Annotated in this window: 22 protein-coding genes; 16 read left to right on the forward strand and 6 right to left on the reverse strand. The window is 68.5% G+C overall.

The window, feature by feature from the left end:
* The first annotated feature begins 1 nt into the window (after position 1).
* A complete protein-coding gene (locus tag PFX98_RS12245) occupies positions 2-568 on the forward strand; it encodes an SRPBCC family protein (RefSeq protein ID WP_285235487.1) in 567 nt (188 codons plus the stop codon).
* Here the strand turns inward: PFX98_RS12245 and PFX98_RS12250 are convergent.
* Entirely contained in the window at positions 559-1,413 is an 855-nt protein-coding gene (locus tag PFX98_RS12250; RefSeq protein WP_285235488.1) for an AraC family transcriptional regulator, read from the reverse strand. The two genes, PFX98_RS12245 and PFX98_RS12250, sit on opposite strands and share 10 nt — an antisense overlap.
* Positions 1,414-1,535: 122 nt before the next feature.
* Here PFX98_RS12250 and PFX98_RS12255 point away from each other — a divergent pair, with 122 nt between their 5' ends.
* Positions 1,536-2,288, forward strand: a complete 753-nt coding sequence (locus PFX98_RS12255) for a hypothetical protein (RefSeq protein ID WP_285235489.1) — start codon at positions 1,536-1,538, stop codon at positions 2,286-2,288.
* 3 nt (positions 2,289-2,291) lie between these two features.
* Here PFX98_RS12255 and PFX98_RS12260 read toward each other — a convergent pair whose 3' ends face one another.
* Both PFX98_RS12260 and PFX98_RS12265 read right to left on the reverse strand, forming a co-directional pair.
* Positions 2,292-2,972: an anti-sigma factor gene (locus PFX98_RS12260; RefSeq protein WP_285235490.1), complete on the reverse strand. Its 681-nt coding sequence runs from the start codon at positions 2,970-2,972 to the stop codon at positions 2,292-2,294.
* Positions 2,972-3,622: a sigma-70 family RNA polymerase sigma factor gene (locus tag PFX98_RS12265; protein WP_285235491.1), complete on the reverse strand. Its 651-nt coding sequence runs from the start codon at positions 3,620-3,622 to the stop codon at positions 2,972-2,974. The genes PFX98_RS12260 and PFX98_RS12265 overlap by 1 nt, the downstream gene beginning before the upstream one ends.
* Before the next feature lie 137 nt (positions 3,623-3,759).
* Here PFX98_RS12265 and PFX98_RS12270 point away from each other — a divergent pair, with 137 nt between their 5' ends.
* Genes PFX98_RS12270 through PFX98_RS12285 form a run of 4 tightly spaced genes read left to right on the forward strand, consistent with a single transcriptional unit; the run spans position 3,760 to position 7,882 of the window.
* Entirely contained in the window at positions 3,760-5,286 is a 1,527-nt protein-coding gene (locus PFX98_RS12270) for a DUF4331 domain-containing protein (protein WP_285235492.1), read from the forward strand.
* 10 nt (positions 5,287-5,296) lie between these two features.
* Entirely contained in the window at positions 5,297-5,563 is a 267-nt protein-coding gene (locus tag PFX98_RS12275; RefSeq protein WP_285235493.1) for a hypothetical protein, read from the forward strand.
* Positions 5,564-5,570: 7 nt separating this feature from the next.
* Positions 5,571-6,755 carry a hypothetical protein gene (locus PFX98_RS12280; protein WP_285235494.1) on the forward strand — a complete coding sequence of 395 codons (1,185 nt, stop codon included), beginning with the start codon at positions 5,571-5,573 and terminating at the stop codon, positions 6,753-6,755.
* The gene (locus PFX98_RS12285) at positions 6,752-7,882 is read left to right on the forward strand and encodes a HupE/UreJ family protein (RefSeq protein WP_285235495.1); all 1,131 of its coding nucleotides are present in this window, start codon (positions 6,752-6,754) and stop codon (positions 7,880-7,882) included. Before PFX98_RS12280 ends, PFX98_RS12285 begins: the two co-directional genes overlap by 4 nt.
* On the opposite strand, the gene PFX98_RS12290 is transcribed toward PFX98_RS12285, so the two are convergent.
* Positions 7,879-9,285 (reverse strand): aminotransferase-like domain-containing protein, encoded by a 1,407-nt coding sequence (locus PFX98_RS12290; protein WP_285235496.1) that lies wholly within the window; start codon positions 9,283-9,285, stop codon positions 7,879-7,881. The genes PFX98_RS12285 and PFX98_RS12290 overlap by 4 nt on opposite strands.
* 199 nt (positions 9,286-9,484) lie before the next feature.
* Between PFX98_RS12290 and PFX98_RS12295 the strand changes: the two genes are divergently transcribed.
* Positions 9,485-10,717, forward strand: a complete 1,233-nt coding sequence (locus tag PFX98_RS12295; protein ID WP_285235497.1) for an MFS transporter — start codon at positions 9,485-9,487, stop codon at positions 10,715-10,717.
* Positions 10,718-10,724: 7 nt separating this feature from the next.
* Here the strand turns inward: PFX98_RS12295 and cphA are convergent, their stop codons facing one another.
* Both cphA and PFX98_RS12305 read right to left on the reverse strand, forming a co-directional pair.
* On the reverse strand, positions 10,725-13,304 hold the full coding sequence (gene cphA, locus PFX98_RS12300; RefSeq protein ID WP_285235498.1) for a cyanophycin synthetase: 2,580 nt from the start codon (positions 13,302-13,304) through the stop codon (positions 10,725-10,727).
* A gap of 26 nt (positions 13,305-13,330) precedes the next feature.
* Positions 13,331-15,502: a cyanophycin synthetase gene (locus PFX98_RS12305; protein ID WP_285235499.1), complete on the reverse strand. Its 2,172-nt coding sequence runs from the start codon at positions 15,500-15,502 to the stop codon at positions 13,331-13,333.
* Positions 15,503-15,707: 205 nt separating this feature from the next.
* Here PFX98_RS12305 and PFX98_RS12310 point away from each other — a divergent pair, with 205 nt between their 5' ends.
* The 9 genes from PFX98_RS12310 to PFX98_RS12350 all read left to right on the forward strand — a co-directional run bounded on the left by PFX98_RS12310 (position 15,708) and on the right by PFX98_RS12350 (position 25,774).
* Positions 15,708-17,993, forward strand: a complete 2,286-nt coding sequence (locus PFX98_RS12310; protein WP_285235500.1) for a cyanophycin metabolism-associated ABC transporter — start codon at positions 15,708-15,710, stop codon at positions 17,991-17,993.
* Positions 17,994-17,995: 2 nt separating this feature from the next.
* The gene (locus tag PFX98_RS12315; RefSeq protein ID WP_425334686.1) at positions 17,996-18,472 is read left to right on the forward strand and encodes a cyanophycin metabolism-associated DUF1854 family protein; all 477 of its coding nucleotides are present in this window, start codon (positions 17,996-17,998) and stop codon (positions 18,470-18,472) included.
* 98 nt (positions 18,473-18,570) lie between these two features.
* Positions 18,571-19,023: a PaaI family thioesterase gene (locus PFX98_RS12320; protein ID WP_285235502.1), complete on the forward strand. Its 453-nt coding sequence runs from the start codon at positions 18,571-18,573 to the stop codon at positions 19,021-19,023.
* A 21-nt stretch (positions 19,024-19,044) separates the two neighbouring features.
* Complete coding sequence (locus PFX98_RS12325; RefSeq protein ID WP_285235503.1) at positions 19,045-20,223, forward strand: isovaleryl-CoA dehydrogenase; 1,179 nt, start codon at positions 19,045-19,047, stop codon at positions 20,221-20,223.
* 35 nt (positions 20,224-20,258) lie between these two features.
* The gene (gene can / locus PFX98_RS12330; RefSeq protein WP_285235504.1) at positions 20,259-20,939 is read left to right on the forward strand and encodes a carbonate dehydratase; all 681 of its coding nucleotides are present in this window, start codon (positions 20,259-20,261) and stop codon (positions 20,937-20,939) included.
* Positions 20,940-20,958: 19 nt separating this feature from the next.
* Positions 20,959-22,764, forward strand: a complete 1,806-nt coding sequence (aceK, locus tag PFX98_RS12335) for a bifunctional isocitrate dehydrogenase kinase/phosphatase (protein ID WP_285235505.1) — start codon at positions 20,959-20,961, stop codon at positions 22,762-22,764.
* 23 nt (positions 22,765-22,787) lie between these two features.
* Entirely contained in the window at positions 22,788-23,966 is a 1,179-nt protein-coding gene (locus tag PFX98_RS12340; protein ID WP_285235506.1) for an acetyl-CoA C-acyltransferase, read from the forward strand.
* Entirely contained in the window at positions 23,966-24,634 is a 669-nt protein-coding gene (locus PFX98_RS12345; RefSeq protein ID WP_285235507.1) for an SDR family oxidoreductase, read from the forward strand. The genes PFX98_RS12340 and PFX98_RS12345 overlap by 1 nt, the downstream gene beginning before the upstream one ends.
* Before the next feature lie 9 nt (positions 24,635-24,643).
* Positions 24,644-25,774 carry an acyl-CoA dehydrogenase family protein gene (locus PFX98_RS12350; RefSeq protein WP_285235508.1) on the forward strand — a complete coding sequence of 377 codons (1,131 nt, stop codon included), beginning with the start codon at positions 24,644-24,646 and terminating at the stop codon, positions 25,772-25,774.
* The last annotated feature ends 18 nt before the right edge of the window (positions 25,775-25,792 follow it).

The following is a 25,792-nucleotide window of genomic DNA, read 5'->3' on the forward strand; positions in this document are numbered from 1 at the left end:
CATGAAGATCGAGAATCAACGCGAGCTGCCCTGCTCGCAGGCCGAAGCCTGGGCGGCGCTCAACGACGAGGCCATGCTGCAGGCCTGCATCCCCGGCTGCGAATCGCTCACGCGCGAGGGCGAGCAGCTGCAGCTGCTGGTGATGGCCGCGGTGGGCCCGGTGCGTGCGCGCTTCAAGGGCCAGCTGCAGATGCAGGACGTGGTGGCGCCGGTGTCCTACGCGATGCGCTTCGAGGGGCAGGGCGGCGTGGCCGGCTTCGGCAAGGGCCTGGCCCAGGTGAGGCTGAGCGTTATCGACGAGCAGCGCTGCCTGCTGCACTACAGCGCCGATGTGCAGATCGGCGGCAAGCTGGCCCAGATCGGTTCGCGCGTGGTGGACGCCGCGGCGCAGAAGATCATCGGCGACTTCTTTGCGCGCCTGGAGCAGGCGTTGCAGGCGCGACAGCCGCAGTTGCCGTTGCTGCCCGCGCCGGCAGCACCGCCGGCGGGCCTGCTCGCGCGGCTCTGGGCCTGGCTGCGTGTGCGCGTCGGCCTCGGGGCGCTGCCCTCGTCGCTCGATCAAGCCTGAGCCTGCAGCCAGGCGCGCGGTGCCTGGCCGGTCTTTTGTGCGAACAGGCGCGAGAGTGCCGAGGCATTGGCATAGCCCAGCTCGGCCGCGATTGCCTTGATCGAGCGGCCCTGCCGGAGCTGCGCCTGGGCAATGCCGAGCCGCCAGTGGGCCAGATACTCGGCCGGCGCCTCGCCCACCACCGCCTTGAAGCGCAGGGCAAAGGCGCTGCGCGACATGCCGGCCTGCTGCGCCATACGCTCGAGCGACCAGGCCTGGCCGGGGGCCTCGTGCAGGGCGGTGAGGGCGCGCGCCAGGCGTGGCTCGGCCAGGCCGCTGAGCAGACCCAGCGAGATGCCACCCTGCTCGGGGTGATCCAGCAGCCAGCGCAGCAGCTGCAGCAGCAGCACCTCGAACAAGCGGTCGGCCAGCAGGCGCTGGCCGCAGCGCAGCCGCTCGGTCTCGGCAAACAGCAGGGCCAGGGTGTGCTCCAGCCCGTCGACGCCGGCCAGCGGCAGGGCGATGCAGGCGGGCAGGGCGCGCACCAGCGGATGCGATTCGCCGCCCTCGAAATCCAGCGTGGCGCAGACGAAATCCGCACCCTCCATGGGCGCGTTATGAAAGTCATGCGCCAGCGGGCGCGGATAGAACAGCAGGCTGGGCTCGCGCAGCCGCAGCCTTGCCGGCGCCCCGCTGCCGCGGCGGTGCGTCACCACCATCTCGCCGCGCCGCATCACATGCAGAAAGCCTCGCCCCGGCTCGGCGGCGAAGTGCGTCACGCCGCACAAGGGGCCGTTGTGGAACAGATGGGCGCGCACCCTGAAGCGTTCCAGCAGGGCTGAGAGGCGGTCGATGGCTTCATTCATCTGGACGATTCGGTTTGTTTTGAAGACTTTGCGATACGTATCGTAGCGTTTGGGCCGAGACACTGGGCGGGTGCCGGGATGCAGGGGCATCCCACAAGGCCGAACTCAAAAGGAACTTTCGTATGCAGCGCTTCCACAGCATCAGCCTCGCCCTGTCCCTCACCGTGGCGGCCGCCCATGTCATGGCGCATGACGACACGCATGCCGGTGGCATCCGGAGCGAGCCCGGCCCGGCCGTCAAGCCGAGCTTCGACATCGTCCACACCCGAATCACGACCGAGGGTCGGGTGGCGGTGTTTCATATGGCCGTGTCCGGCCGGGCGGGCGCCAGCAAACCCGCCGCCAGCGGCAAGCTGGCCGGCAGCACGGTGTTCTCCTATGTTTGGCCCACCACGCTCGACCCGGCGGTGGTGGGCTTCGAGCCCAAGGCGGGCATCCTGGCCCTGGCGGTGACCGCGCACCCCGATTTCGATGACACGCCGCTCTTCGATGAGGACGGCGATGGCAAGGCCGGCAACGATGGCAGGCTCTGGCATTCGCATTGGGTGGTGTTGCAGCCCGACGCCGCCTGTGGCCAGGAGGGCGCGCTGAAGGTGGTGGACATTCCCGCAGGCGCCAAGCCGCGCCTGCCCAAGACCTGGCCCGGCCTGCCCATCCTGATCGACAGCCCGGGCTGGAGCCCGATCTTCAAGGGGCAGAGCCTGGAGGTGCGTGTGCCCTTCGACGACATCGGCGTGCTGGAGTCCGCCGGCTTCGACGGTGTGACGGCGGCGCTGCGCGTGAACGCCAGCGTGCACAACCCGCTGCTGTGCGTGGTTGATGTGTTCAAGGTGGCGTCGGGGCAGCTGAGCCTGCCCGGCAAGGTCGGGCGCTGAGGCTCAGACCCTGCCCGCTGAGACGATGGGCCCGGTGGGCGCGCCGGTGGGCGAGCCGCCGCCGGGCTCCAGGCTGACGGCAAAGGCAGCGGTGTTCTGCAGCAGCTTGGTGCGCAGCACGGTGGTGGCGCTGTTGCCGGCCACCAGGCCCAGCGAGCGCGGTGCGCCCTGCGCCGGCACGGCCCACAGCTCCAGCGCGCGGCCCTGCGCGAGCGTGAGCGGGCCCAGCGGCTTGAGCACCAGGGCCTGGCCATCGGCGCTGACGCTGGCCACGAAGCCGGCCTTCACCAGATCCGCGCCCTCGGCGGTGCTGTTCATCACGATCACCAGCGGCGGCTGCACCGGCTGGGGCTGGTTCAGCAACAGCAGGGCGGTGAGCGCCAGCGCGCTGGCGGTGCCGCTGAAGCCCTGCCACAGGCTCAGGCGCTGCCACCAGCGCGGCGCAGGTTGCGGCGCGCCGAACAGGCGGCGCTGGATGGCGGGCCAGAGCTGCGCGGGCGGCTGCACCGCGGCCACCGGGCTGGCCAGGGCCTGCAGGCGCAGCTGCCAGCGCGCCACTTCGCGGGCCAGCGCGGGGTGGGCCGGCAACAGCTGTTCGAAACGGCGGCGCGCGGGTCCGCGCAGCGTGCCCAGCGCGTATTCGGCGGCGAGCTTCTCGGCCAGGCGGGGGCGGCTGTAATCCATCAGGCGGACTCCCCGGAGGTGCCCGTGCCGAGCAGGCCGGCGGCGCGGTCCAGGCACAGCTTGAGGCTTTGCAAGCCGCGGCGCACCCAGCTCTTCACCGTGCCCAGGGGCTGGGTCAGGTGCTCGGCCACCTCGGCATGGCTGAAGCCCTGGTAATAGGCCAGCGCCAGGCTGGAGCGTTGCTCGCCGCTGAGCCCCTGCATGCAGCGCTCCAGCGCATGCGAGCGCGTGGCCTGCTCCAGCAGATCCAGCGGGCCGGCCTGCTCCGAGGCCAGCTTCTCCAGCAGATCCTCTGCTTCGTCGCCCTCATCGCCCGTGCCCGGGCTGCCGTAGCGGCTCACGGTGGCGGGCTCGGTGGCGCGGCGGCGCAGGCTGTCGATGGCGCGGTTGCGCGCGATGCTGGTGAGCCAGGTGAGCGGCTGGCTTTGCTGGGCCTGGTAGCCCGCGGCTGCGCGCCAGATGTTCACATAGACCTCCTGCAACACCTCCTCGGCCTGGCCGCGGTCGCTGTTGACGCGCAGCACCACGCCAAACAGCGGGCCGCTGGTGGCGCGGTAGAGGGCCTCGAAGGCGGCGCGGTCGCCCAGGGCGATGCGGGCAAGCAGGGCGGCAAGCTCCTGGCTGCGTGCGGTGGGGGTGGTGGTGCTCATGGAATGGGCTACGCAGGCCGGCGCCGCTTGGATGCAAGCCCGACCAATGCGCAGGGTGGGCTGCGTCCGCTCGGGCAGCGCCGGCGTAAAGGCCTGCAGTGGGCGAAGCAGTCGCTCACCCCATCAAGGAGACCCAGATGCAACAAGCACTTCCCACCCTGCGTTTGCTGAGCTTCAGCGCCGCCATGCTGGCCGCCACCGCGGCCCTGGCCTCCAGCCACCGCGAGGCGCCCTTCATCACCACCGTGCCCAAGGTGGATGCCAGCGACTTCTATATGTTCATGAGCTATGAACAGGGCCGTGGCGACTACGTGACCCTGATCGCCAACTACCTGCCGCTGCAGGATGCCTATGGTGGCCCCAACTATTTCTCGCTCGACCCGAACGCGCTCTACGAGATCCATCTCGACACCAATGGCGATGCCAAGGAAGACCTGACCTTCCAGTTCCGCTTCAAGAACAAGCTCAACAGCATTGCGCTCGCCATCGGCGACAAGAACGTGCCCATCCCCTTGATACAGGCAGGCGCCATCAGCGAGCCGCGTGCCGCGGCGCTGAACGTGAACGAGAGCTACACCCTGGACATCGTGCGTGGCGACCGCCGCAGCGGCCAGCGCCAGTCCGTCACCAATGCCAGCAATGGCGCGGCCAGCTTCGACAAGCCGGTGGACAACATCGGCAAGAAGACCATCGCCAACTACGAGGCCTATGCGGCCAAGCACATCTACCCCGTCAACATCCCCGGCTGCGCCATGCCCGGCAAGGTCTTCGTGGGCCAGCGCAAGGATCCCTTCGCCGTCAACCTCGGCACCATCTTTGACCTGGTGAACGCGCCGGTCTCGGTGATCACCGATCCGACCCTGATCGGCGCCGTGCCCAACCAGCTGGACGACAAGAACGTCACCACCCTGGCCCTGGAAGTGCACAAGAGCTGCCTGGCCAGCGCCAACGAGCCGGTGATCGGCGGCTGGACCACCGCCAGCCTGCGCCAGGCACGCGTGCTCGACCCATCGCCCAAGCCCGGCCACCAGAACACCGACAAGGCCGGTGGCGCCTGGGTGCAGGTCTCGCGGCTGGGCATGCCCCTGGTGAACGAGGTGGTGATCGGCCTGCCGGACAAGGACCGCTTCAACAGCTCCAAGCCCAAGGATGACGCGCAGTTCGCCAATTACGTCACCAACCCGACCCTGCCGGCCCTGATCGAGACGGTGCTGTCCATTCCCGGCACGGCGCCCAAGAACCTGCCGCGTACCGATCTGGTGACGGCCTTCCTCACCGGCATCAAAGGCGTGAACCAGCCCGCCCATGTGGTGGCCTCGGAGATGCTGCGCCTCAACACCAATATCGCGCCGGTGCCGTTTGCGCAGCAGAACCGGCTGGGCATCGTCGGCAACATCCTGGCCGGCGGCAAGGACAACGCCGGCTTCCCGAACGGCCGCCGCCCCAAGGACGATGTGGTGGACGTGGCCCTGGTGGCGGTGATGGGTGGGCTTTGCATGGCCAACGGCGACAACGATGCGCTCGGCTTCGGCGCCAGCTGCAAGCCCGCCAACGTGCCGCTGGGCGCCACCTCGCTGAAGCTGCACGACGCGGTGGACCAGGCCACGGTGCCGTTGCTGGGCAGCTTCCCTTACCTCTACACGCCCGTTGGCGGCACCAACTGAGGAGGGCGCCATGAAGCAGCAATCCATTCACGTCCTGGCCCTGCTCGCCAGCGGCCTGCTGGCCGCCTGCGGCGGCAGCGACGAAGCGGCAGCACCCCCGCCCCCACCGGTGCTGCTCACCGAGGTGCCTGAGAGCGCACTGGCCTCCCCTGGCGCCTACACCCAGTTCACGCTGGGCCAGAGCCAGGCGGCGAGCGAGAGCGATGAGCCGCTGACGGCCGACAAGCTGAGCATGCCGCCCGCCAGCGAAAGCGACGAACCCCTCGCGGTCAGCTGAGGTGGCGATGCGCAGACTGCCGAGCCTCCTCGTCCTGCTGCTGCTTTTCAGTCTGCGCGGCCTGGCCAGCCCCTATACGCCGCAGGCGGATGAGGAGGTGCTGGAGCAGTTGCCGCGGCGCCTGGCGGCCGTGCCACGCCAGGGCCTGGCGCTGCCGCAGGCGCTGGGCCTGGCGCAGGCGGCCTTGCAGCGTGCGCGGCAGGAGGGCGACCCGCGCGAACTGGGCCGGGCCCAGGCGCTGCTGGCACCCTGGTGGCACCTGCCCGCGCCGCCGCCGGCGGTGCGCCTGCTGCGTGCCAGCATGCTGCAGACCCAACATCGCTTCGATGCCGCCCTGCAGGATCTGGATGCGCTGCTGGCGGGTGCTTCCACGCCGCTGGCGCTGCGCGCCCAGGCCGAGCTGACGCGCGCCGCCCTGCTGCAGCTGCGCGGCCGCTGGCCCGAGGCGCGCAGCGCCTGCACGCGCCTGGCCGGGCTCAGCTATGCGGCCCTGGGGGCAGCTGTGCAGGTGCACGGCCGCGTCTGCCTGGCCGAGCTGGACAGCCTGCAGGGCCGCAACGAGAGCGCTGCCGCGGCGCTGGCCCAACTGGCCCGCTACCCGCAGGCGCCCACGGCCTGGATCCTTTTGTTGCGCGCCGAACTGGCCGAGCGCCGTGGCCTGGCCGAAGCGGAGGCGCTGTACCGCCAGGCCCTGCAGGCCGAGCCTTCCATCTACACGCGCGCCGCCCTGGCCGACTGGCTGCTGGCGCGCCGCCGCTGGGCCGAGGCCGCCGCGCTGGTGCTGGCCCACCAGTCCAACCAGGCCGAACAGGCCGAGCTGGTGCGCCTGCCCGATGCCCTGCTGCTGCGCCTGGCGATTGCCTGGCGCGCCGGCGGCGATGCGCGCGCCAGCGAGGCGGCCGCGCAGCTGCAAGAGCGCTTCGAGGCCGCCGCCCTGCGCGGCGACGGCAGCGCCCATGCGCGCGAACGGGCCCGCTACGCCCTCGATGTGCGGCCCGATGCCGGCGCGGCCCTGCAGCAGGCGATCGCCAACTGGGCCCTGCAGCGCGAGCCAGCCGATGCCTGGCTGCTGTGGCGCGCGGCGCAGTTGCCGGCTGCGCCCAAACCATTGGCGGCGCAGGCGCGGCAGGCATTCGAGCAGTTCCGGCGTGAGAGCGGCATGCAGGATGCGCGCTGGAGCGCTGCCTCATGAAGCGGGCGCTGATGGTGTCGTTGCTGCTGCTGTGCGCCGGCGCCGCCCAGGCCCACAAGGCCAGCGATGCCTATCTGATCTTGGAGGCCGATGCCACGGGGCTCAGCGAGCGCGTCGACATCGCGCTGCGCGATCTGGACCGCGAGCTGCAGCTGGACGCGGATGGCAACGGCCAGCTGAGCTGGGGCGAGCTGAGGGCGCGCGCCGGGGAGATCGACCAGCTGGCCCGGCAGGGCCTGGACATGACGCTGACGGATGCCGATGGCGGCCGCTGCGCGCCGCAAGCCCTGGCCCCGCTGCAGATCGAAACCCGCAGCGATGGCCGTTACGCCGTGCTGCAGCGGCGTTGGCAATGCCGCGCCCCCGCGCAAGACCTGACCCTCAGCTACCGCCTCTTTGCCGCCAGCGACCCCACGCACCGCGGCGTGCTGATCCTGCGCGGGCCCGCCGGCGCGGCGCAGACCCTGGTGCTGGCCCCCGATGGCCACGCCACGCCACTGCGCCTAGGTGCAGCGCACAGCCTGCTGAGCGTGCTGCGCGATGGTGTGCACCATATCTGGATCGGCCTGGACCACATCCTCTTCCTGCTCGCGTTGCTGCTGCCGGCGGTGCTGGTGCGGGAGGGGAATCATTGGCGGCCCGCCAAGCAGCTGCGGCCTGTGCTGCTGGATGTGCTGGGGGTGGTGAGCGCCTTCACGCTGGCGCACAGCATCACGCTGGCGCTGGCCGCCTTCGAGATCCTGAGCCCGCCCTCGCGCTGGGTCGAGTCGCTGATCGCCGCCTCGGTGCTGCTGGCGACGCTGAACAATCTCTGGCCGCTGCTGCTGCATGGCCGCTGGAGGCTGACCTTTGCCTTCGGCCTGGTGCACGGCTTCGGCTTTGCCAGCGCGCTCAGGGAGCTGGGCCTGCGGCGCGAGGCCCTGGCCGGGCCGCTGCTGATGTTCAACCTGGGTGTGGAGCTCGGCCAGCTCGCCGTGGTGGCGGGCTTCATGGGCCTGGTATGGGGCCTGCGGCGCCGGCCCGGCTACCCGCGTTGGGTGCTGGGCGGTGGCTCGCTGCTGATTGCCCTGCTGGCCCTGGTCTGGCTGCTGGAGCGTGTGTTTGATTTGCAGTTGCTGGGGCGCTAAGCCTGCAGCTGCTGAGCCAGTTCACCCAGCAAGCGCAGGCCTTGCGCGCGCTGCGCGTCCAGCGGGTGTGCGGCGCTCAGGCGCAGGCAATGGTCGAACTGGGTGCCCATGCTGAACACGGCGCCGGGCATGAAGTTGTATCCATGCTGGCGTGCGCGCTCCAGCAGCACGCAGGCGTTCAAGTGACCAGGTAGCTCGACCCACAGCACATAGCCGCCCGCACCCGTGCTGACGCGCGTGCCCGCGGGGAAATGTGCCCGCACGGCCTGCTCGTAGGCCTGCAGCTGCGCCGCCAGGGTGCGGCGCAGGCGGCGCAGATGGGTGTCGAAGGCCCCGCTGGCCATGAAGGCGGCAAGCACCGCGTCGCTGCTGCTGGGCAGCAACTCGCCATGCACGGCTCGCGCGGCGCGCAGCTGCAGGTGGTGGCGTGCGCTGGCGATATAGCCCAGGTTGTAGCCGGGGCCTGTGATGCAGGCCAGGCTGCCGCAATAGAGCACGCGGTCGTCGGTGTCGAAGGCCTTCACCGGCGCGGGGCGCTGTGTGCCGCGGTAGAGCTCGCCCATCATGTCGCACTCAATCAGCGGTAGCTGGTGCTGCGCCAGCAGCGCCGCCAGTGACTGCTTGGCGGCATCGTCCAGGGAGCCACCGGTCGCGCGGTAGAAGCTGGGCTCGGCCAAGCAGGCGGCAATCGCTTGCGTTTGCAGCGCGGCGGCCAGCGCCGGGACGGCCAGGCCACCGTCGTCAGCCGCGGGCAGCTCCAGCGCGCGCAGGCCCATGCTGGCGATCAGTTCCAGGGCGCGCAAGGGCGCCGGTGTGCCCAGCGCCACCAGATCGCCGGGCTGGGTGAGCAGGCGTAGGCAGAGCTGCAAGGATTCGCCCTCGCCCTGGGTGACGACGACGTCTTCGGCGCCGAACTGGCATCCCATGCGTGGCGCGCGCCGCGCCAGTTGTTCGCGCAAGGCCGTGCTGCCGTAGGCCGAGCCGGTGGCCAGCAGACCGCGCTGACTGCGCAGTTGCTGGCCCAACAGGCGTGCCAGGGTCGGCAGCGGCAGCAGTGATGCGGGCAGGCCCAGGTGGCCAAGCGACAGCAGTCCGGGCTGCGAGGCGGCCAGTTCCATCAAGCGTTTGCGGCGGCCCTCCAGTGCGATGGCCTCGGCCGCCGGCGCGCTGCGGGCCATGGGCAGCGCGGCACTGGCGAAGAAGCCGCGCCGCGGTCGCGCTTCGATCAGGCCGGCGTCTTCCAGCTCATGCAGGGCGTGCGTGACGGTGGCCAAGCTGGCTGCATGTGCGCTGCACAACTGCCGCACCGAGGGCAGCTGGCTGCCCGGCGGGTAGCAGCCTGAGCGTAGATCCTGGGCGAGCTGCAGGGCCAGGCTGCGGTAACGATGGGGGCGGAGGGTCAATGCAAGGCTCTTGGCAAGGACCGACACGATAGCAGCGTCGTGGCCTGGCCTGTATCCATCGCGACGTGCAATGCCTGACGCTGTTTCTCACGGCCCGCGCTTCCTAGACTGCGCCGCTTGCACAGACATGAGGGAGTGAACGCCGATGCTGCAGTTCTGGGGCCGCGTACAGGCTTGCGCCGTGCCGGTGCGCTTATTGATGTTGAGCGAGATGCTGGGCCTGCTGGCCAGCGCCGTGGGGCAGGTGGCGCTGGCTTGGTGGATTGCGCAGCGTGGCGGGGCGGCGGATCTGAGCCGCTATGGCGCCTTGGTGGCGGCTTGCACGCTGCTGGCCATGCCCTTGCTTTCGCCGCTGGGCGACCGCTTGCCCAAGCGCCGCCTGATACGCCTGGGCAAGCTGCTTCTGCTGCTGGATGCTCTGGCGCTGTGGCTGCTGGCCTGTAGCGACGGCTACAGCCTGGCCCTGCTGGGTGCCTGCAGCCTGCTGTCGATCCTGGCCAACGCCGCGCTGCTGCCGGCCCAGGCCAGCATCCTGCCGGAGTTGGTGCAGGCCGCGCAGTTGCCTGAGGCGATACGCCTGCGCCGCGGCTCGCAAGCCCTGGGCGGCTTGCTCGGACCGGGCCTGGGTGGCGCCGCACTGGCCCTGGGCGATGTGCGCCTTGCCCTGGGGCTGAACGTCGTGATGTTTGCGATCGCGGCCCTGGCCGGCTTTTGCCTGGCGGAGCCCAGCTACCCGTCGGCATCAGCGCCACGTGCCGGATGGTTTGTCGAGCTGCGCGCTGGCCTGCGCGCCAAATGGGGCGTGCCGCTGGATCGCTGGTGGACGCTCACGGGGGCGCTGATGATGGTGTTCCTGCTGCCCGCCACCGGCATGCTGCTGCCGCTGCGCGTGCAGGCCCTGGGTCTTTCGGCGCTCTGGTTCGGCGCCTGTGGTGCGGCCTTGTCGCTGGGGCTGCTGTTGGGCGTGGCGGGCCTGGCCGATCTGCTGATCGAGAGCCTGGACCGCGTGCGTGCGATGGCGGCCGCGCTAGCCCTGTGCGGCCTGGCCGTGGCGGGCATCGGCCTGTGCGCCTGGCCGCCGGGCCTGCCGCTGCTGTTCGCGGCCATCGGTCTGGGCATGTCGGTCACGCAGCTGGTAGGGCAGACGCACCGCACGTTGGCCATACCCGAGGCTTTTCGCGCGCGCATGGCGGCCGGCCAGCTGGCGTTGGCCCAGCTCGCAGCTGCCTTGGCGCCGCTGCTGGCCGGCGCCCTGCTGCAGCGCTGGGCGGTGGCGAGCGTCTATCTGCTGCTGGCCGCCGGCTTCGGGCTCAGCGGCTTGCTGCTCTTGCTGGTGCCCGGGCTGCGACCCTTTCTGCGCCTGGACCACGAGCGCGCACGCGGCTGGTACGGGCGGCGCTACCCGGAGGCGTTTGCGCCACCCAGTCCGTGATCCCGACTCAGCCCGCGCTGATGCGCTGCGCCAGATGCGCCAGCGCCTCTTCCACCTGGTCCACCAGCACCAGGCAGAGGTCGCCCGGTTGCAGGCGCGCCAGCGCGGTGTCGATGGCGATGAACTCGCCGCGGATCTCGTCGACGTGGCTCACGCGCTTGGCGCCTTCCAGACCCTGGCGCAACAGCGCCAGCACCTCGCCGTCCTCGCGGCCGCGCTGGCAGGCGTCCTGGAACAGCAGCACGTCGTCGAAGGCATCGCCGAGGATCTGGGTCTGGATGCGGATGTCCTCGTCGCGGCGGTCGCCGGCACCCGAGATCACCACCGAGCGCTTCTTGGCCGGCATGGCCTGCACGGCGGCAACCAGGGCGCGCATCGCATCGCCGTTGTGGCCGTAGTCGGCGATCACGGTGGCGCCGCGGTAGTCCATCACATTGAAGCGGCCGGGCGCGTTGTCGGCATCGTTGGCAAAGCTGCCGACGCCGCGGCGGATGGTGTCCCAGTCCAGCCCCACGCCCCAGGCCGCCGCCACCGAGGCCATGGCGTTCTCGACCTGGAAGCCGATGCTGCCGTGGCGGGTGATGGGGATGTCGCGCAGCGGGATGCTTTCGCGCCAGGAGCCCTGCGCGGCCACCAATTGATCGCCATCCACATAGACGCAGCGCTTGCCCTGGGCACGGTGGGTGGCCATCAGCGGGTGGTGGCGGTCGGCGGCGAAATAGATGATCTGGCCCGGGCAGACGCTGGCCATATTGGCCACCACCGGGTCGGCGGCGTTCAGCACCGCATAGCCGCTGGGTGCCACGTTCTGCACGATCACGCGCTTCACCAGGGCCAGCTCTTCCACGGTGTTGAGGAAGTTCATGCCCAGGTGGTCGCCCTCGCCGAGGTTGGTGACCACCGCCACCTGGCAGCGGTCGAAGCCCAGGCCCTCGCGCAGCACGCCGCCGCGCGCGGTCTCGAACACGGCCGCTTCGACGTCGGGGTGCATCAGCACATTGCGCGCGCTCTTGGGGCCCGAGCAATCGCCGCTGTCGATCTGGCGGCCGTCCACATAGACGCCGTCGGTATTCGTCATGCCCACGCGCAGGCCCATGGTGGCGAACAGATGGGCGATCAGGCGCGAGGTGGTGGTCTTGCCATTCGTGCCGGTGACGGCCACCACCGGGATGCGGCCGTCTTCGCTCTTCTGGCCATGGCCGTAGAGGTGGCTGATGATGGCCTCGCCGACATTGCGGCCCTTGCCATAGCTGGGCGAGAGATGCATGCGCAGGCCGGGCGCGGCATTCACCTCGACGATGCCGCCGCTCTGCTCCTCCAGCGGGCGCAGCACGCTCTCGGCCACCACGTCGACGCCGCAGACATGCAGGCCCACCACCTGGGCGGCGGCCACGGCGCGTGCCGCCACATCGGGATGCACATCGTCGGTCACATCGGTGGCGGTGCCGCCGGTGGAGAGGTTGGCGTTGTTGCGCAGGATCACGCGGCGGCCCTTCTCGGGCACGGATTCGGGGGTCAGGTCTTGCTGGACGAGGCGCGCCACGGCGATGTCGTCGAAGCGGATCTTGGTGAGCGAGGTGGCATGGCCGTCGCCGCGCTTGGGGTCGGCGTTGACCTTGTCGACCAGCTGCTTGACGGTGTGCACGCCGTCGCCGATCACATGCGGGGGATCGCGGCGCGCGGCGGCGATCAGCTTGTCGCCGATCACCAGCAGGCGGTAGTCGCTGCCGGGCAGGAACTTCTCCACCATCACCTGGCCGATCTCGTCGGCGGCCTTGTAGGCCTCATCGAGTTGCTGGCGCGTCGTCACGTTGACGGTCACGCCCTTGCCCTGGTTGCCGTCCACCGGCTTCACCACCACCGGCAGGCCGATCTCTTCGGCCACCGCCCAAGCCTCGTCGGGCGTGTCCACCGGCGCACCGATGGGCACCGGCACGCCGGCCGATTGCAGCAGGCGCTTGGAGAGATCCTTGTCCTGGGCGATCGACTCGCTCACCGCGCTGGTGGCGTCGACCTCGGCGGCCCAGATGCGGCGCTGCTTGGCGCCCCAGCCGAACTGCACCAGGCTGCCCTGGGTGAGGCGGCGGAAGGGCACGCCGCGCTTCACCGCGGCATCGACGATGGAGCCAGTGGAGGGGCCCAGGCGCACGTCTTCGTCAAGCTCGCGCAGCTTGGCCAGCACGGCCTCGCTGTCAAACGTGCCGCCGTCCATGGCGGCGCTAACCAGGCGCACGGCCTGCTCGAAGGCCAGGCGGCCCACGTCTTCCTCGCTGTACTCGACCACCACCTGGTAGGTGCCCTCTTCGGAGGTCACATGGGTGTGGCTGAAGGTCACCGGGCAGCCGGCCTGGGCCTGCAGAGCCAGGGTGGCCTGCTCCAGCACATGGGCCAGCGAGATCGCGACGCGCTGGGCGCTGGCCGGCCGCAGGGCACCGATGCTGGGGAAGAGGGCGCGCAGGCGGGCCTCGAAGCCGGCCATGTCGGTGATGGAGCGTTCGGCTTCGTTGCACATCACCACCGCCTCGATGGCGGTGTGACGGCTCCACATATTGGGGCCACGCAGGGCTCGGGTGCGAGAGACTTCCATGGTGCTCGGTCTTCTATGTGGGTTGCTTATTGGGCGAGTTCGGGCACGAAGGTGTCCAGGCCGGCCGAGATCAGTTCGGGGGAGATGTTGAGGGCCCAGGCGGTGGCCACGGCGGCCAGCAGGGTGGCCGCATCGGTGGCCTGGCCGGCGGCGGCGAAGCGCTTCATCAGGGCCTCGATATTGGCGCCCGAGGTTTCGGAGGCGCCTTGCGCCAGCACCGCGGCGCCGCCCTGCAGGAAGACCGCGCGGCCGCCCTTGTCGCGGTGGGCGGCGAGGGCGTCGCTGTCGAGCGCGTAGAACACCACCTCGCCATCGCAGAGCTCGGCCATTTCCACCAGCTGCGGGTCGGCGGCGTTCAGCACCGCAGCGCCGTCGGACAGCACCACGTCGATCTGGGTGCGCAGCACCTTGAAGAGCTGGTCGTGGGTGCGGATGTCGTGCTCGTCCAGCTGGCCCAGTGCGGCGGTGTCGGTAACCACGCCGACCTGGCAGCGGTCATAGGCCAGGCCGTCGGTGAGGATGGTGGCGGCGCTGTTCTGCACCACCACGGCGTCCACGCCGCGGTTCATCAGCAGACGGTGGGCGGCATCCCAGCGCGCGCTGGGCTTCTTCTCGACCCGGCGGGTGCCGAGGAAGAGGCCGTCGTTGCAGGCCAGGCCCACATGGCGGCCGTTCAGGTGCAGCAGCCAGGCCACCAGGCGGGTAATGTGCTGGCCGCCTGCAGAGGCGGTCACGCCGACGATGGGGATGCGGCCGTTCTCGTCCTCGGCGAAGAGGTGGTCGATGATGGCCTGACCGACCGGCTGGGGCATGCCCTCGGCGGGCTTCAGGTGCATCAGGAGGCCGGGGCCGGCGTTCACCTCGACGATGGCGCCGCCGGTTTCCGAGAGCGGCCTGGAGATGTCTTCGCTCACCAGATCGACGCCGGCGATGTCCAGCCCGATGGTGCGTGCCGCCAGCGAGACCACATGGGCCACCTCGGGGTGGACCTGGGCGGTGCAGTCGATCGCCACATTGCCGTTGCGCTGGATCAGCACGCGCTGTCCGGTCGCCGGCACGGCATCGGGGGTCAGGTCTTGACGCTGCAGGTCGAGCAGGATGACGGCATCCTCGGGCACGTCGATGCGATTCAGCGGGAAGTCTTCGGTGAGGCCACGGCGCGGGTCGGTGTTGATCTGCTGATCCACCAGTTGCACGACCGTGTGCTTGCCGTCGCCGGTGATCCAGGCCTCGTCGCCACGCGCGGCGGCCACCACCGATCCGCCCACCACCAACAGGCGGTGCTCGTTGCCGGGGATGTTGCGCTCCACCAGCACCTCGGAGCCATTGCGCTCGGCCAGCTCGAAGGCGGCGCGCACATCGGCCTCGCGTTTCAGGTCCAGGGTGACGCCGCGGCCGTGGTTGCCGTCGGAGGGCTTCACCACCACCGGCAGACCCAGGTCCTGGGCGGCTTCCCAGGCCTCGTCGGCGTTCTTCACCGCCTGGCCCTCGGGCACCGGCACGCCCACCGACTTGAGCAGGCTCTTGGTGAGGTCCTTGTCGCGCGCAATGCCTTCGGCGATCGCGCTGGTCATGTCGGTCTCGGCCGTCCAGATGCGGCGCTGGCGCGCGCCATGGCCCAGCTGCACGAGGTTGCCGTCGTTCAGGCGGATATGGGGGATGCGGCGATCCGTCGCCGCAGCGACGATCGCCGCGGTGCTGGGGCCGAGGTAGCAATCGTCCACCTTGTCGCGCACGCGGGCGACAGCGGCGCTCACGTCAAAGGCCTCGGCGTTGATGGCGGCCATCAGCAGCGCATGGCCCTCGGCCAGGGCGGCACGCGCCACCTGCTCGTCGCGGGCGCGGAACACCATGCGGTAGACGCCGGTGGCGGAGGTGCTGCGGGTCTGGCCGAAGCCGGTGGGCATGCCCGACAGGTTCAGCAACTCGATCACCACATGCTCCAGCACATGGCCCATCCAGGTGCCCTCGGTGAGGCGCTGCATGAAGCCGCCGCGCTCGCCCACGCCGCAATGGTGCTCGATCAGGGCCGGCAGCTGATGGGTGAGGCGATCGTTGAAACCCGGCAGCAGGTTGGAGGGGAAGTCCTCCAGCTTGCCCAGATCCAACCAGACTTCGAGGACCGGGCGGTAGGTCCACATATTGGGACCCCGCAAATAGTTGACGCGCAAAAGCTTGATGTCGTCGTGTCTGCTCATGGGTGAGGGGCCTGGGTCGGGGCTTTGCAAGGGCTGGGAAAAAGGCAAGGCGCAATTGTGCGCTCAACCGGGGGTGAGTTTGGCGGCGGGGGTGTTAGCGCCTGCTTCTGATACGCGCCGGTGCTGGCCAGCGTCCTTCTGAGTGAAAATCAGCGCTCAAACACAGCAACATGGCCCTCTCGGGGCGAAGTTGGCACAACACAAAATGCAGCATCACCATCCCGACGGCGCGCCGGACCAGCATCCGGAATTGGCTACCTTGCAGGCGCGTCTCACGAGAGACGAGAACGTTGTAGCCCCGCTGGAGGTTGACCTGGACGCGCAGCTGCGCTTTGCGCGCAGCTTGTTAGTGCTCACCAACAAACGCCTGCTGGCCTGGGATGCGGGCACGCGCCAATGGTCGGAATGGGCGCTGCACCCGGGCCTGGCGATGAAGATTTCGGACCATGCCGGGGTCGGTTGCCTGGAACTTGTGGATCAAACGCAACGCCTGGCCCAGTGGCGCTTCACCTTGCAGATCAATTTGCAGGCGCAGCGCTGGCAGGAGGCTTTCGAGCGCCGTGACGAGCCCGAGCGCGCCCAGGCCGAGGAGCTGGAGTTCTGCCCCAGCTGCCACGCTCCCTTGCCGCCGCCGCCCGACAACGAGGAATGCCCCACCTGCGCGCGCGAGCTGCACACGCCGCCCTCCACCTGGGTGTTGCTGCGTCTGTGGCGCTTTGCGCGGCCCTACCAGGGTCAGCTCTTGCTGGGTTTTCTGCTCATGTTGGGCGCCACCGGCGCCACCCTGGTCGGCCCCTATCTGTACCGGCCGCTGATGGACGAGGTGCTGATCCCCTTCCAGCAGGGCCACAAGATCGACCCCTGGCTGGTGGCCCTGTACCTGAGCGGCCTGCTGGGCGCGGGCCTGGTGTCCTGGATCCTGGGCTGGGCCAAGACCTATATCCTGGCGCTGGTCTCCGAGCGCATCGCCGCCGACCTGCGCACCAACACCTTCGAGCACCTGCTGAGCCTCTCGCTGGAGTACTTCAGCAACAAGCGCACCGGCGACCTGATGTCGCGCATCGGCTCCGAGACCGACCGCATCAGCGTGTTCCTCTCCCTGCATGCGCTGGACTTCATCACCGACGTGCTGATGCTGGCGATGACGGCCATCATCCTGTTCTCCATCAACCATTGGCTGGCGCTGGCCACCCTGGTGCCGCTGCCCTTCATCGCCTGGATGATCCACCTGGTGCGCGATCGCCTGCGCACCGGCTTCGAGAAGATCGACCGGGTCTGGGGCGAGGTCACCAGCGTGCTGGCCGACACCATTCCCGGCATCCGTGTGGTCAAGGCCTTTGCCCAGGAGCGGCGCGAGGCCAAGCGCTTCAAGGACGCCAACCAGAACAATCTGCAGGTCAATGACCGGCTCAACAAGACCTGGAGCCTGTTCGGCCCCACCGTCTCGCTGCTCACCGAGATGGGCCTGCTGGTGGTCTGGGCCTTCGGCATCTACCTGGTCTCCAAGCAGGACATCACGGTCGGTGTGCTGACCTCCTTCCTGGCCTATATCGGCCGCTTCTATGGCCGCATGGATTCGATGAGCCGCATCGTCTCGGTGACGCAGAAGGCCGCCGCCGGCGCCAAGCGCATCTTCGACATCCTCGACCATCAATCGAATGTGCCGGAGCCCGTCAACCCGACCAAGCTGGAGCAGGTCAGGGGCGGCATCCAGATGCAGGACATCGGTTTCCGCTACGGCAACCGCGCCGTCATCCGCGGCCTGAGCCTAGACATCCAGCCGGGCGAGATGATCGGCCTGGTGGGCCACAGCGGCTCGGGCAAGAGCACGCTGGTGAACCTGATCTGCCGCTTCTACGACGTCACCGAGGGTTCGATCAAGGTGGACGGCGTGGACCTGCGCCGCATCGGCGTGGCCGACTACCGCCAGCACATCGGCCTGGTGCTGCAGGAGCCCTTCCTGTTCTTCGGCACGATTGCCGAGAACATCGCCTACGGCAAGCCCGAGGCCACGCGCGAGGAGATCGTGGCCGCGGCGCGCGCCGCCCATGCGCATGAATTCATCCTGCGCCTGCCGCAGGGCTACGACTCGCTGGTGGGCGAGCGCGGCCAGGGCCTCTCGGGCGGCGAGCGCCAGCGCATCTCGATTGCGCGCGCGCTGCTGATCAACCCGCGCCTGCTGATCCTCGACGAAGCCACCTCCTCGGTGGACACCGAGACCGAGAAGGAGATCCAGAAGGCGCTGGACAATCTGGTGCAGGGCCGCACCACCATCGCCATTGCCCACCGCCTCTCGACGCTGCGCAAGGCCGATCGCCTGGTGGTGATGGACCGCGGCCAGGTGGTGGAAGTGGGCCCGCACGACGAGTTGATGGCCAAGCAGGGTGCCTACTGGCGCCTCTACGAGGCACAGGCGCGCCGCATGGACGAGGGCGAGCCCGAGCCTATCACCCTGCCCAACCCCAGCGCCCACACGGCGGAGGCCGCATGAGCATGACGACGACTCCCCCTTACCAGCAACTCGCCCGCAACGCCTATGGGCGCCTGGTGCTGATCGATGCCGAGGGTGTCGAGCATGTGGGCGTGAACCCGGTGCGCGCCCACCCGATCTCGGCGCCCGACGAGGGCGTCTCCCTGGTCGGGCCGGACGGCCATGAGCTGGCCTGGATTGACCGCCTCTCGGCCCTGCCCAAGGCCGAGCGCGAGCTGCTGGAGAGCGAATTCGCCGCCCGCGAGTTCACCCCCACGGTGACGCGGCTGAAAAAGGTTTCGACCTTCTCCACCCCCAGCCTCTGGACGGTGGAGACCGACCGCGGCGAGGCCAGCTTCATCCTCAAGACCGAGGAAGACATCCGCCGCCTGGGCGAGGGGCGTCTGCTCATCACCACCAGCCACGGACTGCAATTCATGGTGCAGGATCGCTTCGCGCTGGATCGTGGCTCCAAGAAGCTGCTGGAACGCTTCCTCTGATAAGTGCTTAGGTAATTCTGCAGGGGGCGCCGGACGCTGCTGAGCCCTTACAATTGACGTTTACGTAAACGTAAGTCAACCCAAGCAGGAGCCGACCCATGCAAGCAGCGGATCAGCATTACGCCCAGCGGGTGCGCGATTCCTTCGCCCTGCAGGCGGTGATGCACAAGACGCTGGGCGCGGAGTTGGGCGCGGTGGAGGCTGGCAGGGTGGTGATCACCATGGCGCACAAGCCCGAGTTGTGCCAGCAGCACGGCTTCCTGCATGCCGGCATCGTGTCCACGGCGCTGGACTCGGCCTGCGGCTATGCCGCCTACAGCCTGATGCCGGCCGATGCGGCGGTGTTGACGATCGAATTCAAGATCAATCTGCTTGCGCCGGCGCGCGGGCCGCTGTTCCGCTTCGAGGGCCAGGTGGCCAAGGCCGGTCGTACCATCAGCGTGGTCGAGGGCCGTGCCTATGGTTTCGAGGCCGGCGGCGAAGAAAAATTGGTGGCGACCATGAGCGCCACCGTGATGACGGTTCTGGGCCGCGACGGCCTCAAACATTGATTGAAAAGTAGGAGACAAACCATGAATCTGCCCGGCCTGAACTTCCAACTCGGCGAAGACATCGACGCGCTGCGCGACACCGTGCGCGCCTTTGCCGACGCCGAGATCGCCCCGCGTGCCGCGGCGATCGACCACAGCGACCAGTTCCCCATGGATCTGTGGCGCAAGATGGGCGAGCTGGGTATCCTGGGCGTGACCGTGTCCGAGGAGTACGGCGGCGCCAATATGGGCTATCTGGCGCATATGGTGGCGATGGAGGAGATCAGCCGCGGTTCGGCCTCGGTGGGCCTGTCCTACGGCGCGCACAGCAACCTCTGTGTGAACCAGATCAACCGCAACGGCAATGCGGCGCAGAAGGCCAAGTACCTGCCCAAGCTGATCAGCGGCGAGCATGTGGGCGCGCTGGCGATGAGCGAGCCGGGCGCCGGCTCCGACGTTATCAGCATGAAGCTCAAGGCCGAGGACAAGGGTGGGGTTTACCTGCTTAACGGCAACAAGATGTGGATCACCAACGGCCCCGACGCCGACACCCTGGTGGTCTACGCCAAGACCGAGCCCGAGCTGGGTGCGCGCGGCGTCACCGCCTTCCTGATCGAGAAGGGCATGAAGGGTTTCTCGATCGCGCAGAAGCTCGACAAGCTGGGCATGCGCGGCAGCCATACCGGCGAGCTGGTGTTCCAGAACGTCGAGGTGCCGGCCGAGAACGTGCTGGGTGCGGTGAACGGCGGCGCCAAGGTGCTGATGTCGGGCCTGGACTATGAGCGTGCCGTGCTCACCGGCGGCCCGCTGGGCATCATGCAAAGCGTGATGGACAACGTCATCCCCTACATCCACGACCGCAAGCAGTTCGGCCAGAGCATCGGCGAGTTCCAGCTCATCCAGGGCAAGGTGGCGGACATGTACACCGTGCTGCAGGCCGGCCGCAGCTTTGCCTACACGGTGGCCAAGAACCTCGACCTGCTGGGCAGCGAGCATGTGCGCCAGGTGCGCAAGGACTGCGCCTCGGTGATCCTCTGGACCGCCGAAAAGGCAACCTGGATGGCCGGCGAGGGCGTGCAGATCTTTGGCGGCAACGGCTATATCAACGAATACCCGCTGGGCCGCCTGTGGCGCGATGCCAAGCTGTATGAAATCGGCGCCGGCACCTCGGAGATCCGCCGCATGCTGATCGGCCGCGAGCTGTTCGCGGAGACCATGTAAGCACAGCGACCCGCCGCCACCGCGACAATGCCGCCATGAGTACTGAACTTCAAGAACTGCTGGACAGCAACAAGCATTGGGCCGCCGAGACCGAGGCGCGCGAACCCGGGTTTTTCTCGCGCCTGCTCAAGCAGCAGACGCCGCAATACCTGTGGATAGGCTGCGCCGACAGCCGCGTGCCGGCGAATGAGCTGGTGAACCTGCTGCCGGGCGAGCTGTTCGTGCACCGCAATGTTGCCAATGTGGTGGTGCACTCGGACCTCAACTGCCTCTCGGTGATGCAGTTCGCGGTGGACGCGCTGAAGGTCAAGCACATCATCGTGGTGGGCCATTCCAACTGCGGCGGCGTGCGTGCGGCCCTGTTGGACATGCGCACCGGCCTGGTGGACAACTGGCTGCGCCATGTGCAGGACGTGCGCAACCACCATCACGAATGGCTGGACAGCATCGACGCCAACCAGCGCGTCAACGCCCTGTGCGAGCTGAACGTGCTGGAGCAGGCCCGCAATGCCTGCCAGACCACGGTGGTGCAGGACGCCTGGGCGCGCGGCCAGGAGGTGGTGGTGCATGGCTGGGTCTATGGCCTGCACAACGGCCTGCTGGAGGATCTGCGCATCACGGTGGCCGCCGCGGACCAATTGGCCGCGGCCTTCCAGAAAGCCTTGAGTGCCGTCAAGGCCCGCTACGAGCGGGCCCGGATAAGCTCGGCGGACTGACCCTCAGCACAGAGCCGCGATGTTCCCCCAGAAGCTCACCGACTCGCGCGCCTTCGAGATCGCGCAGACCATGCTCGGTGGCTTCAATCGCCATTACCGCCTGTTCCGCGCCACCTCGGCCGCGGCCAAACAGCGCTTCGAGCGCGGCGACTGGCATGGCCAGCAGCGGGCCCAGCGCGAGCGCATCGAGTTCTACGACAAGCGCGTGGACGAGGGCATCGCGCTGCTGGAGGAGCGCTTCCAGGCCAGCCGGCTGGAGATGGAGGTCTGGCAGCAGGTCAAGCTGCACTACATCGGCCTGCTCACCAACCACCACCAGCCCGAGCTGGCCGAGACCTTCTTCAACTCGGTGTGCACGCGCATCCTGCACCACAGCTATTTCCACAACGATTTCATCTTTGTGCGGCCGGCCGTCTCCACCGAATACATCGAGAACGAAGAGCCCGCCGCCAAGCCCACCTTCCGCTGCTACTACCCGACGCGCGAGACCATGCACGAGACCATGGTGCGCATCGTCAACAACTTCCAGCTCGAGCGCGAGTTCGAGGATCTGGGTCGCGACGCCGACCATGTGCTGAGCGCGGTGCAGCGCGAGTTGGGCCTGTTCCGCTGGCGTACCAATTTCCAGATCCAGGTGCTCTCGTCGCTGTTCTATCGCAACAAGGGCGCCTACCTGGTGGGCAAGATCATCAACGGCTTCACCGAGACGCCGTTCGCCCTGCCGATCCTGCACAACGAGCGCGGTCTGCTGCAGATCGATGCGGCGCTGTTCGGCGAGGACGAGTTGCTGATGCTGTTCAGCTTTGCGCGTGCCTACTTCATGGTGGATATGGAGGTGCCCAGCGCCTACGTGCAGTTCCTGCGCTCGATGATGCCCCGCAAGCCGCGCGCCGAGCTCTACAGCGCGATCGGCCTGCAGAAGCACGGCAAGAACCTGTTCTACCGCGACTTCCTCTACCACCTGCGCCACAGCAGCGACAAGTTCCGCATCGCGCCCGGCATCAAGGGCATGGTGATGCTGGTGTTCGACCTGCCCAGCTACCCCTTCGTCTTCAAGCTCATCAAGGACTTCTTCCCGGCACAGAAGGAGACCTCGCGCGAGCTCATCCAGAGCAAGTACCTGCTGGTGAAGCAGCACGACCGGGTGGGCCGCATGGCCGACACGCTGGAGTACAGCAACGTCGCCTTCCCGCGCTACCGCTTCGAGGAAGAGCTGATCGCCGAGCTGAAGGCGTTCTGCCCCAGCCTGCTGGAAGAGCAGGGCGATGACCTGGTGCTCAAGCATGTCTACATCGAGCGCCGCATGGTGCCGCTCAACATCTACATCCAGGAAGCCACGCCGCAGCAGCTGGAGCATGCGGTGATCGAGTACGGCAATGCCATCAAGGACCTGGTGGCCGCCAACATCTTCCCCGGTGACATGCTGTGGAAGAACTTCGGCGTCACACGCCACGGCAAGGTCGTGTTCTACGACTACGACGAGATCGAATACCTGACCGACTGCAACTTCCGCCGTGTGCCCGCGCCGCGCAACGAGGAGGAAGAAATGTCGGGCGAGATCTGGTACCGGGTGGGGCCGCGCGACGTCTTTCCCGAAACCTTCGGCCCCTTTCTGTTGGGCCACCCGGGTGTGCGCGAGGTCTTCATGCGCCACCACGCCGATCTTCTCGACGCCGAGTTCTGGCAGGGCCACAAGCAGCGCATCCTGGCCGGCCATGTGCACGACGTCTTCCCCTATGAGGCGCACAAGCGCTTCTATGCCAGGCATGGCAAGGCACTACCGGTGCTGGCCGAGCCCGAGCATCGCGAACTGCCGATCCAGTAAGTCTTTTTTGTAGGAGAACTCTCATGTCCGACTCCATCGTCATCGTCTCCGCCGCCCGCACGCCCATCGGTGGCCTGCTGGGTGATTTCTCGGGCCTGCAGGCCTGGGAGCTGGCCGCCGTGGCCATCAAGGCCGCGGTCGAGCGTGCCGGCGTGCCCGGCGACGCCATCCAGGAAGCCTTCATCGGCAACTGCCTGATGGCCGGCCAGGGCCAGGCCCCGGCACGCCAAGCCGTGCTCAAGGCCGGCCTGCCGCAATCGGTGGGCGCGGTGACGCTGTCCAAGATGTGCGGCGCCGGCATGCGCGCCACCATGTTTGCGCACGACACCCTGAAGGCCGAGAGCGCCGACATCCTGATCGCCGGCGGCATGGAATCGATGACCAATGCGCCCCACCTGATGTTCGCGCGCAAGGGCGTGAAGTACGGCGCCGCGCAGATGTATGACCATATGGCCCTGGACGGCCTGGAAGACGCTTACGAGCGCGGCAAGGCCATGGGCGTGTTCGCCGAGCAATGCGTGGCCAAGTACGCGTTCACGCGCGAGGCGCAGGACGCCTTCGCGATCGCCTCCACCGAGCGTGCCAAGCGCGCCAACACCGACGGCAGCTTCACCTGGGAAATCGCCCCGGTGACGGTGGCCGGCCGCGCCGGTGACACCGTGTTCGACAAGGACGAGCAGCCCTTCAAGGCCAAGCTCGACAAGATCGCCGGCCTCAAGCCCGCCTTCAAGAAGGACGGCACCATCACCGCCGCCACCTCGTCCAGCATCTCCGACGGCGCCGCCGCGATGGTGCTGATGCGCGAGAGCACCGCCGCCAAGCTGGGCCTGGCCCCGGTGGCGCGCATCGTCGGCACGGCCGTGCACGCGAATGCGCCGGAATGGTTCACCACCGCCCCGGTGGGCGCGATCCAGAAGCTGCTGGCCAAGAACGGCTGGGATGCCAAGAGCGTGGATCTGTGGGAAGTCAACGAAGCGTTTGCCGCCGTCACGATGGCGGCGATGGCCGAGTTCAAGCTGCCGCACGAGATCGTCAACGTGAACGGTGGCGCCTGCGCGCTGGGCCACCCGATCGGTGCCTCGGGCGCCCGCATCATCGTCACCCTGCTGGGCGCGCTGAAGCACCGCGGCCTGAAGCGCGGCGTGGCGGCGCTGTGCATCGGCGGCGGCGAAGCGACTGCGGTCGGCGTGGAACTGCTCTGATGAGCAAGGCCCTGGTCATCGGCGCTTCGCGGGGCATAGGCCTCGAGTTCGTGCGCCAGTACCGCGCCGCCGGTGCCCAGGTGGTGGCCACGGCCCGCAGCGAGGAGGGCCTGGCGCGCCTGCGCGAGCTGGGCGCCAGCGCGCTCCGGCTCGATGTGGCCGACACGGCCAGCGCTGCCGGCCTGGCTTGGCAGATCGACGGCCACCAGTTCGACGAGGTCGTCATCGTGGCCGGTGTCTACGGGCCGCGCATCGCCGGCCTGCAGACGCCCAGCGAGGCCGACTTTGATGCGGTGATGCACACCAATGTGCTGGGGCCCATGCGCGTGCTGCCGCAGCTGAGCGAGGCACTCGCGCCGGGCGCCAGGCTGGCCATCATCTCCTCGCGCATGGGCTCCATCGGCCTGCGCAGCAGCGGCAGCGGCTGGCTCTATCGCGCCTCCAAGGCGGCGGTGAATTCGGTGCTCAAGGACGCCTCGCTGCTGCTGCAGGACCAGGCCATCTGCATCAGCCTGCACCCCGGCTGGGTGCGCACCGAGATGGGCGGCGAAGGCGCCGACATCGATGTGGCCACCAGCGTGGCCGGCATGCGCACCGTGCTGGCCACCCTCAAGCCCGCCCACAACGGCGGCTTTTTCAATTACGACGGCCAAGCCCTGGCCTGGTGAGACGACCCTATGCTTTTGAGTGACGACCATCGCGCGGTGCAAGACGCCGTGCGCGCCTTTGTGCAGGACCAGATTGCCCCCAAGGCAGCCGAATGGGACAAGAGCCACCATTTCCCGGCCGCCGAACTCAAGGGCCTGGCGGAGCTGGGTTGCTATGGCGTGGCCGTGCCCACCGAGTACGACGGCGCGGGCCTGGACTATCTGGCGCTTGCCATCATCCTGGAAGAGATCGGCGCCGGCGACGGCGCCACCTCCACCGTGGTGAGCGTCAACAACTGCCCGGTCTGTTCGATCCTGATGGCCTTCGCCAACGAGGAACAGAAGCAGCGCTTCCTCAAGCCCCTGGCGCGCGGTGAGATGCTGGGCGCCTTCTGCCTCACCGAGCCGCATGTGGGTTCGGAGGCGGGCGGGCTCAAGACCACCGCGGTGCGTGACGGCGATCACTATGTGCTCAACGGCGTCAAGCAGTTCATCACCAGCGGCAAGAACGGCGACGTGGCCATCGTGATGGCCGTCACCGACAAGGCCGCCGGCAAGAAGGGCATCAGCGCCTTCCTCGTGCCCACCAACACGCCCGGTTATGTGGTGGCGCGCATCGAGGACAAGATGGGCCAGCATGCCAGCGACACGGCGCAGATCCTGTTCGAGAACTGCCGCATCCCGGCCGCCAATCTGCTGGGCGAGGAGGGCCAGGGCCTGAAGATCGCGCTCTCGGGTCTGGAGGGCGGCCGCATCGGCATTGCCTCGCAGGCGGTGGGCATGGCGCGCGCGGCCTTCGAGGCGGCGCTCAAGTACAGCAAGGAGCGCAGCTCCTTCGGCCAGCCCATCTTCAACCACCAGGCGATCCAGTTCAAGCTCGCCGACATGGCCACCCAGATCGAGGCCGCGCGCCAGTTGATCTGGCATGCCGCCAGCCTCAAGGACGCCGGCCAGCCCTGTCTCAAGCAGGCGGCGATGGCCAAACTCTTTGCCACCGAGATGGCCGAGCGCGTCTGCTCGGACGCCATCCAGGTGCATGGCGGCTACGGCTATGTGAGCGACTTCCCGGTCGAGCGCATCTACCGCGATGTGCGCGTGTGCCAGATCTACGAGGGCACCTCCGAAGTGCAGAAGATCCTCATCGGCCGCGCCCTGGGCTGAAGGGCTTCAGGGGGCGGG

The sequence above is a fragment of the Paucibacter sediminis genome, assembly GCF_030254645.1.
Taxonomy (GTDB): Bacteria; Pseudomonadota; Gammaproteobacteria; order Burkholderiales; family Burkholderiaceae_C; genus Paucibacter_B; species Paucibacter_B sediminis.

Bases quoted from the DNA above. Each gene is read 5' to 3' on its own strand.
- PFX98_RS12245 (WP_285235487.1), top strand. From the start codon at position 2: ATGAAGATCGAGAATCAACGCGAGCTGCCCTGCTCGCAGGCCGAAGCC.
- PFX98_RS12250 (WP_285235488.1), bottom strand. From the start codon at position 1,413: ATGAATGAAGCCATCGACCGCCTCTCAGCCCTGCTGGAACGCTTCAGG.
- PFX98_RS12255 (WP_285235489.1), top strand. From the start codon at position 1,536: ATGCAGCGCTTCCACAGCATCAGCCTCGCCCTGTCCCTCACCGTGGCG.
- PFX98_RS12260 (WP_285235490.1), bottom strand. From the start codon at position 2,972: ATGGATTACAGCCGCCCCCGCCTGGCCGAGAAGCTCGCCGCCGAATAC.
- PFX98_RS12265 (WP_285235491.1), bottom strand. From the start codon at position 3,622: ATGAGCACCACCACCCCCACCGCACGCAGCCAGGAGCTTGCCGCCCTG.
- PFX98_RS12270 (WP_285235492.1), top strand. From the start codon at position 3,760: ATGCAACAAGCACTTCCCACCCTGCGTTTGCTGAGCTTCAGCGCCGCC.
- PFX98_RS12275 (WP_285235493.1), top strand. From the start codon at position 5,297: ATGAAGCAGCAATCCATTCACGTCCTGGCCCTGCTCGCCAGCGGCCTG.
- PFX98_RS12280 (WP_285235494.1), top strand. From the start codon at position 5,571: ATGCGCAGACTGCCGAGCCTCCTCGTCCTGCTGCTGCTTTTCAGTCTG.
- PFX98_RS12285 (WP_285235495.1), top strand. From the start codon at position 6,752: ATGAAGCGGGCGCTGATGGTGTCGTTGCTGCTGCTGTGCGCCGGCGCC.
- PFX98_RS12295 (WP_285235497.1), top strand. From the start codon at position 9,485: ATGTTGAGCGAGATGCTGGGCCTGCTGGCCAGCGCCGTGGGGCAGGTG.
- cphA (WP_285235498.1), bottom strand. From the start codon at position 13,304: ATGGAAGTCTCTCGCACCCGAGCCCTGCGTGGCCCCAATATGTGGAGC.
- PFX98_RS12305 (WP_285235499.1), bottom strand. From the start codon at position 15,502: ATGAGCAGACACGACGACATCAAGCTTTTGCGCGTCAACTATTTGCGG.
- PFX98_RS12310 (WP_285235500.1), top strand. From the start codon at position 15,708: ATGCAGCATCACCATCCCGACGGCGCGCCGGACCAGCATCCGGAATTG.
- PFX98_RS12315 (WP_425334686.1), top strand. From the start codon at position 17,996: ATGACGACGACTCCCCCTTACCAGCAACTCGCCCGCAACGCCTATGGG.
- PFX98_RS12320 (WP_285235502.1), top strand. From the start codon at position 18,571: ATGCAAGCAGCGGATCAGCATTACGCCCAGCGGGTGCGCGATTCCTTC.
- PFX98_RS12325 (WP_285235503.1), top strand. From the start codon at position 19,045: ATGAATCTGCCCGGCCTGAACTTCCAACTCGGCGAAGACATCGACGCG.
- can (WP_285235504.1), top strand. From the start codon at position 20,259: ATGAGTACTGAACTTCAAGAACTGCTGGACAGCAACAAGCATTGGGCC.
- aceK (WP_285235505.1), top strand. From the start codon at position 20,959: ATGTTCCCCCAGAAGCTCACCGACTCGCGCGCCTTCGAGATCGCGCAG.
- PFX98_RS12340 (WP_285235506.1), top strand. From the start codon at position 22,788: ATGTCCGACTCCATCGTCATCGTCTCCGCCGCCCGCACGCCCATCGGT.
- PFX98_RS12345 (WP_285235507.1), top strand. From the start codon at position 23,966: ATGAGCAAGGCCCTGGTCATCGGCGCTTCGCGGGGCATAGGCCTCGAG.
- PFX98_RS12350 (WP_285235508.1), top strand. From the start codon at position 24,644: ATGCTTTTGAGTGACGACCATCGCGCGGTGCAAGACGCCGTGCGCGCC.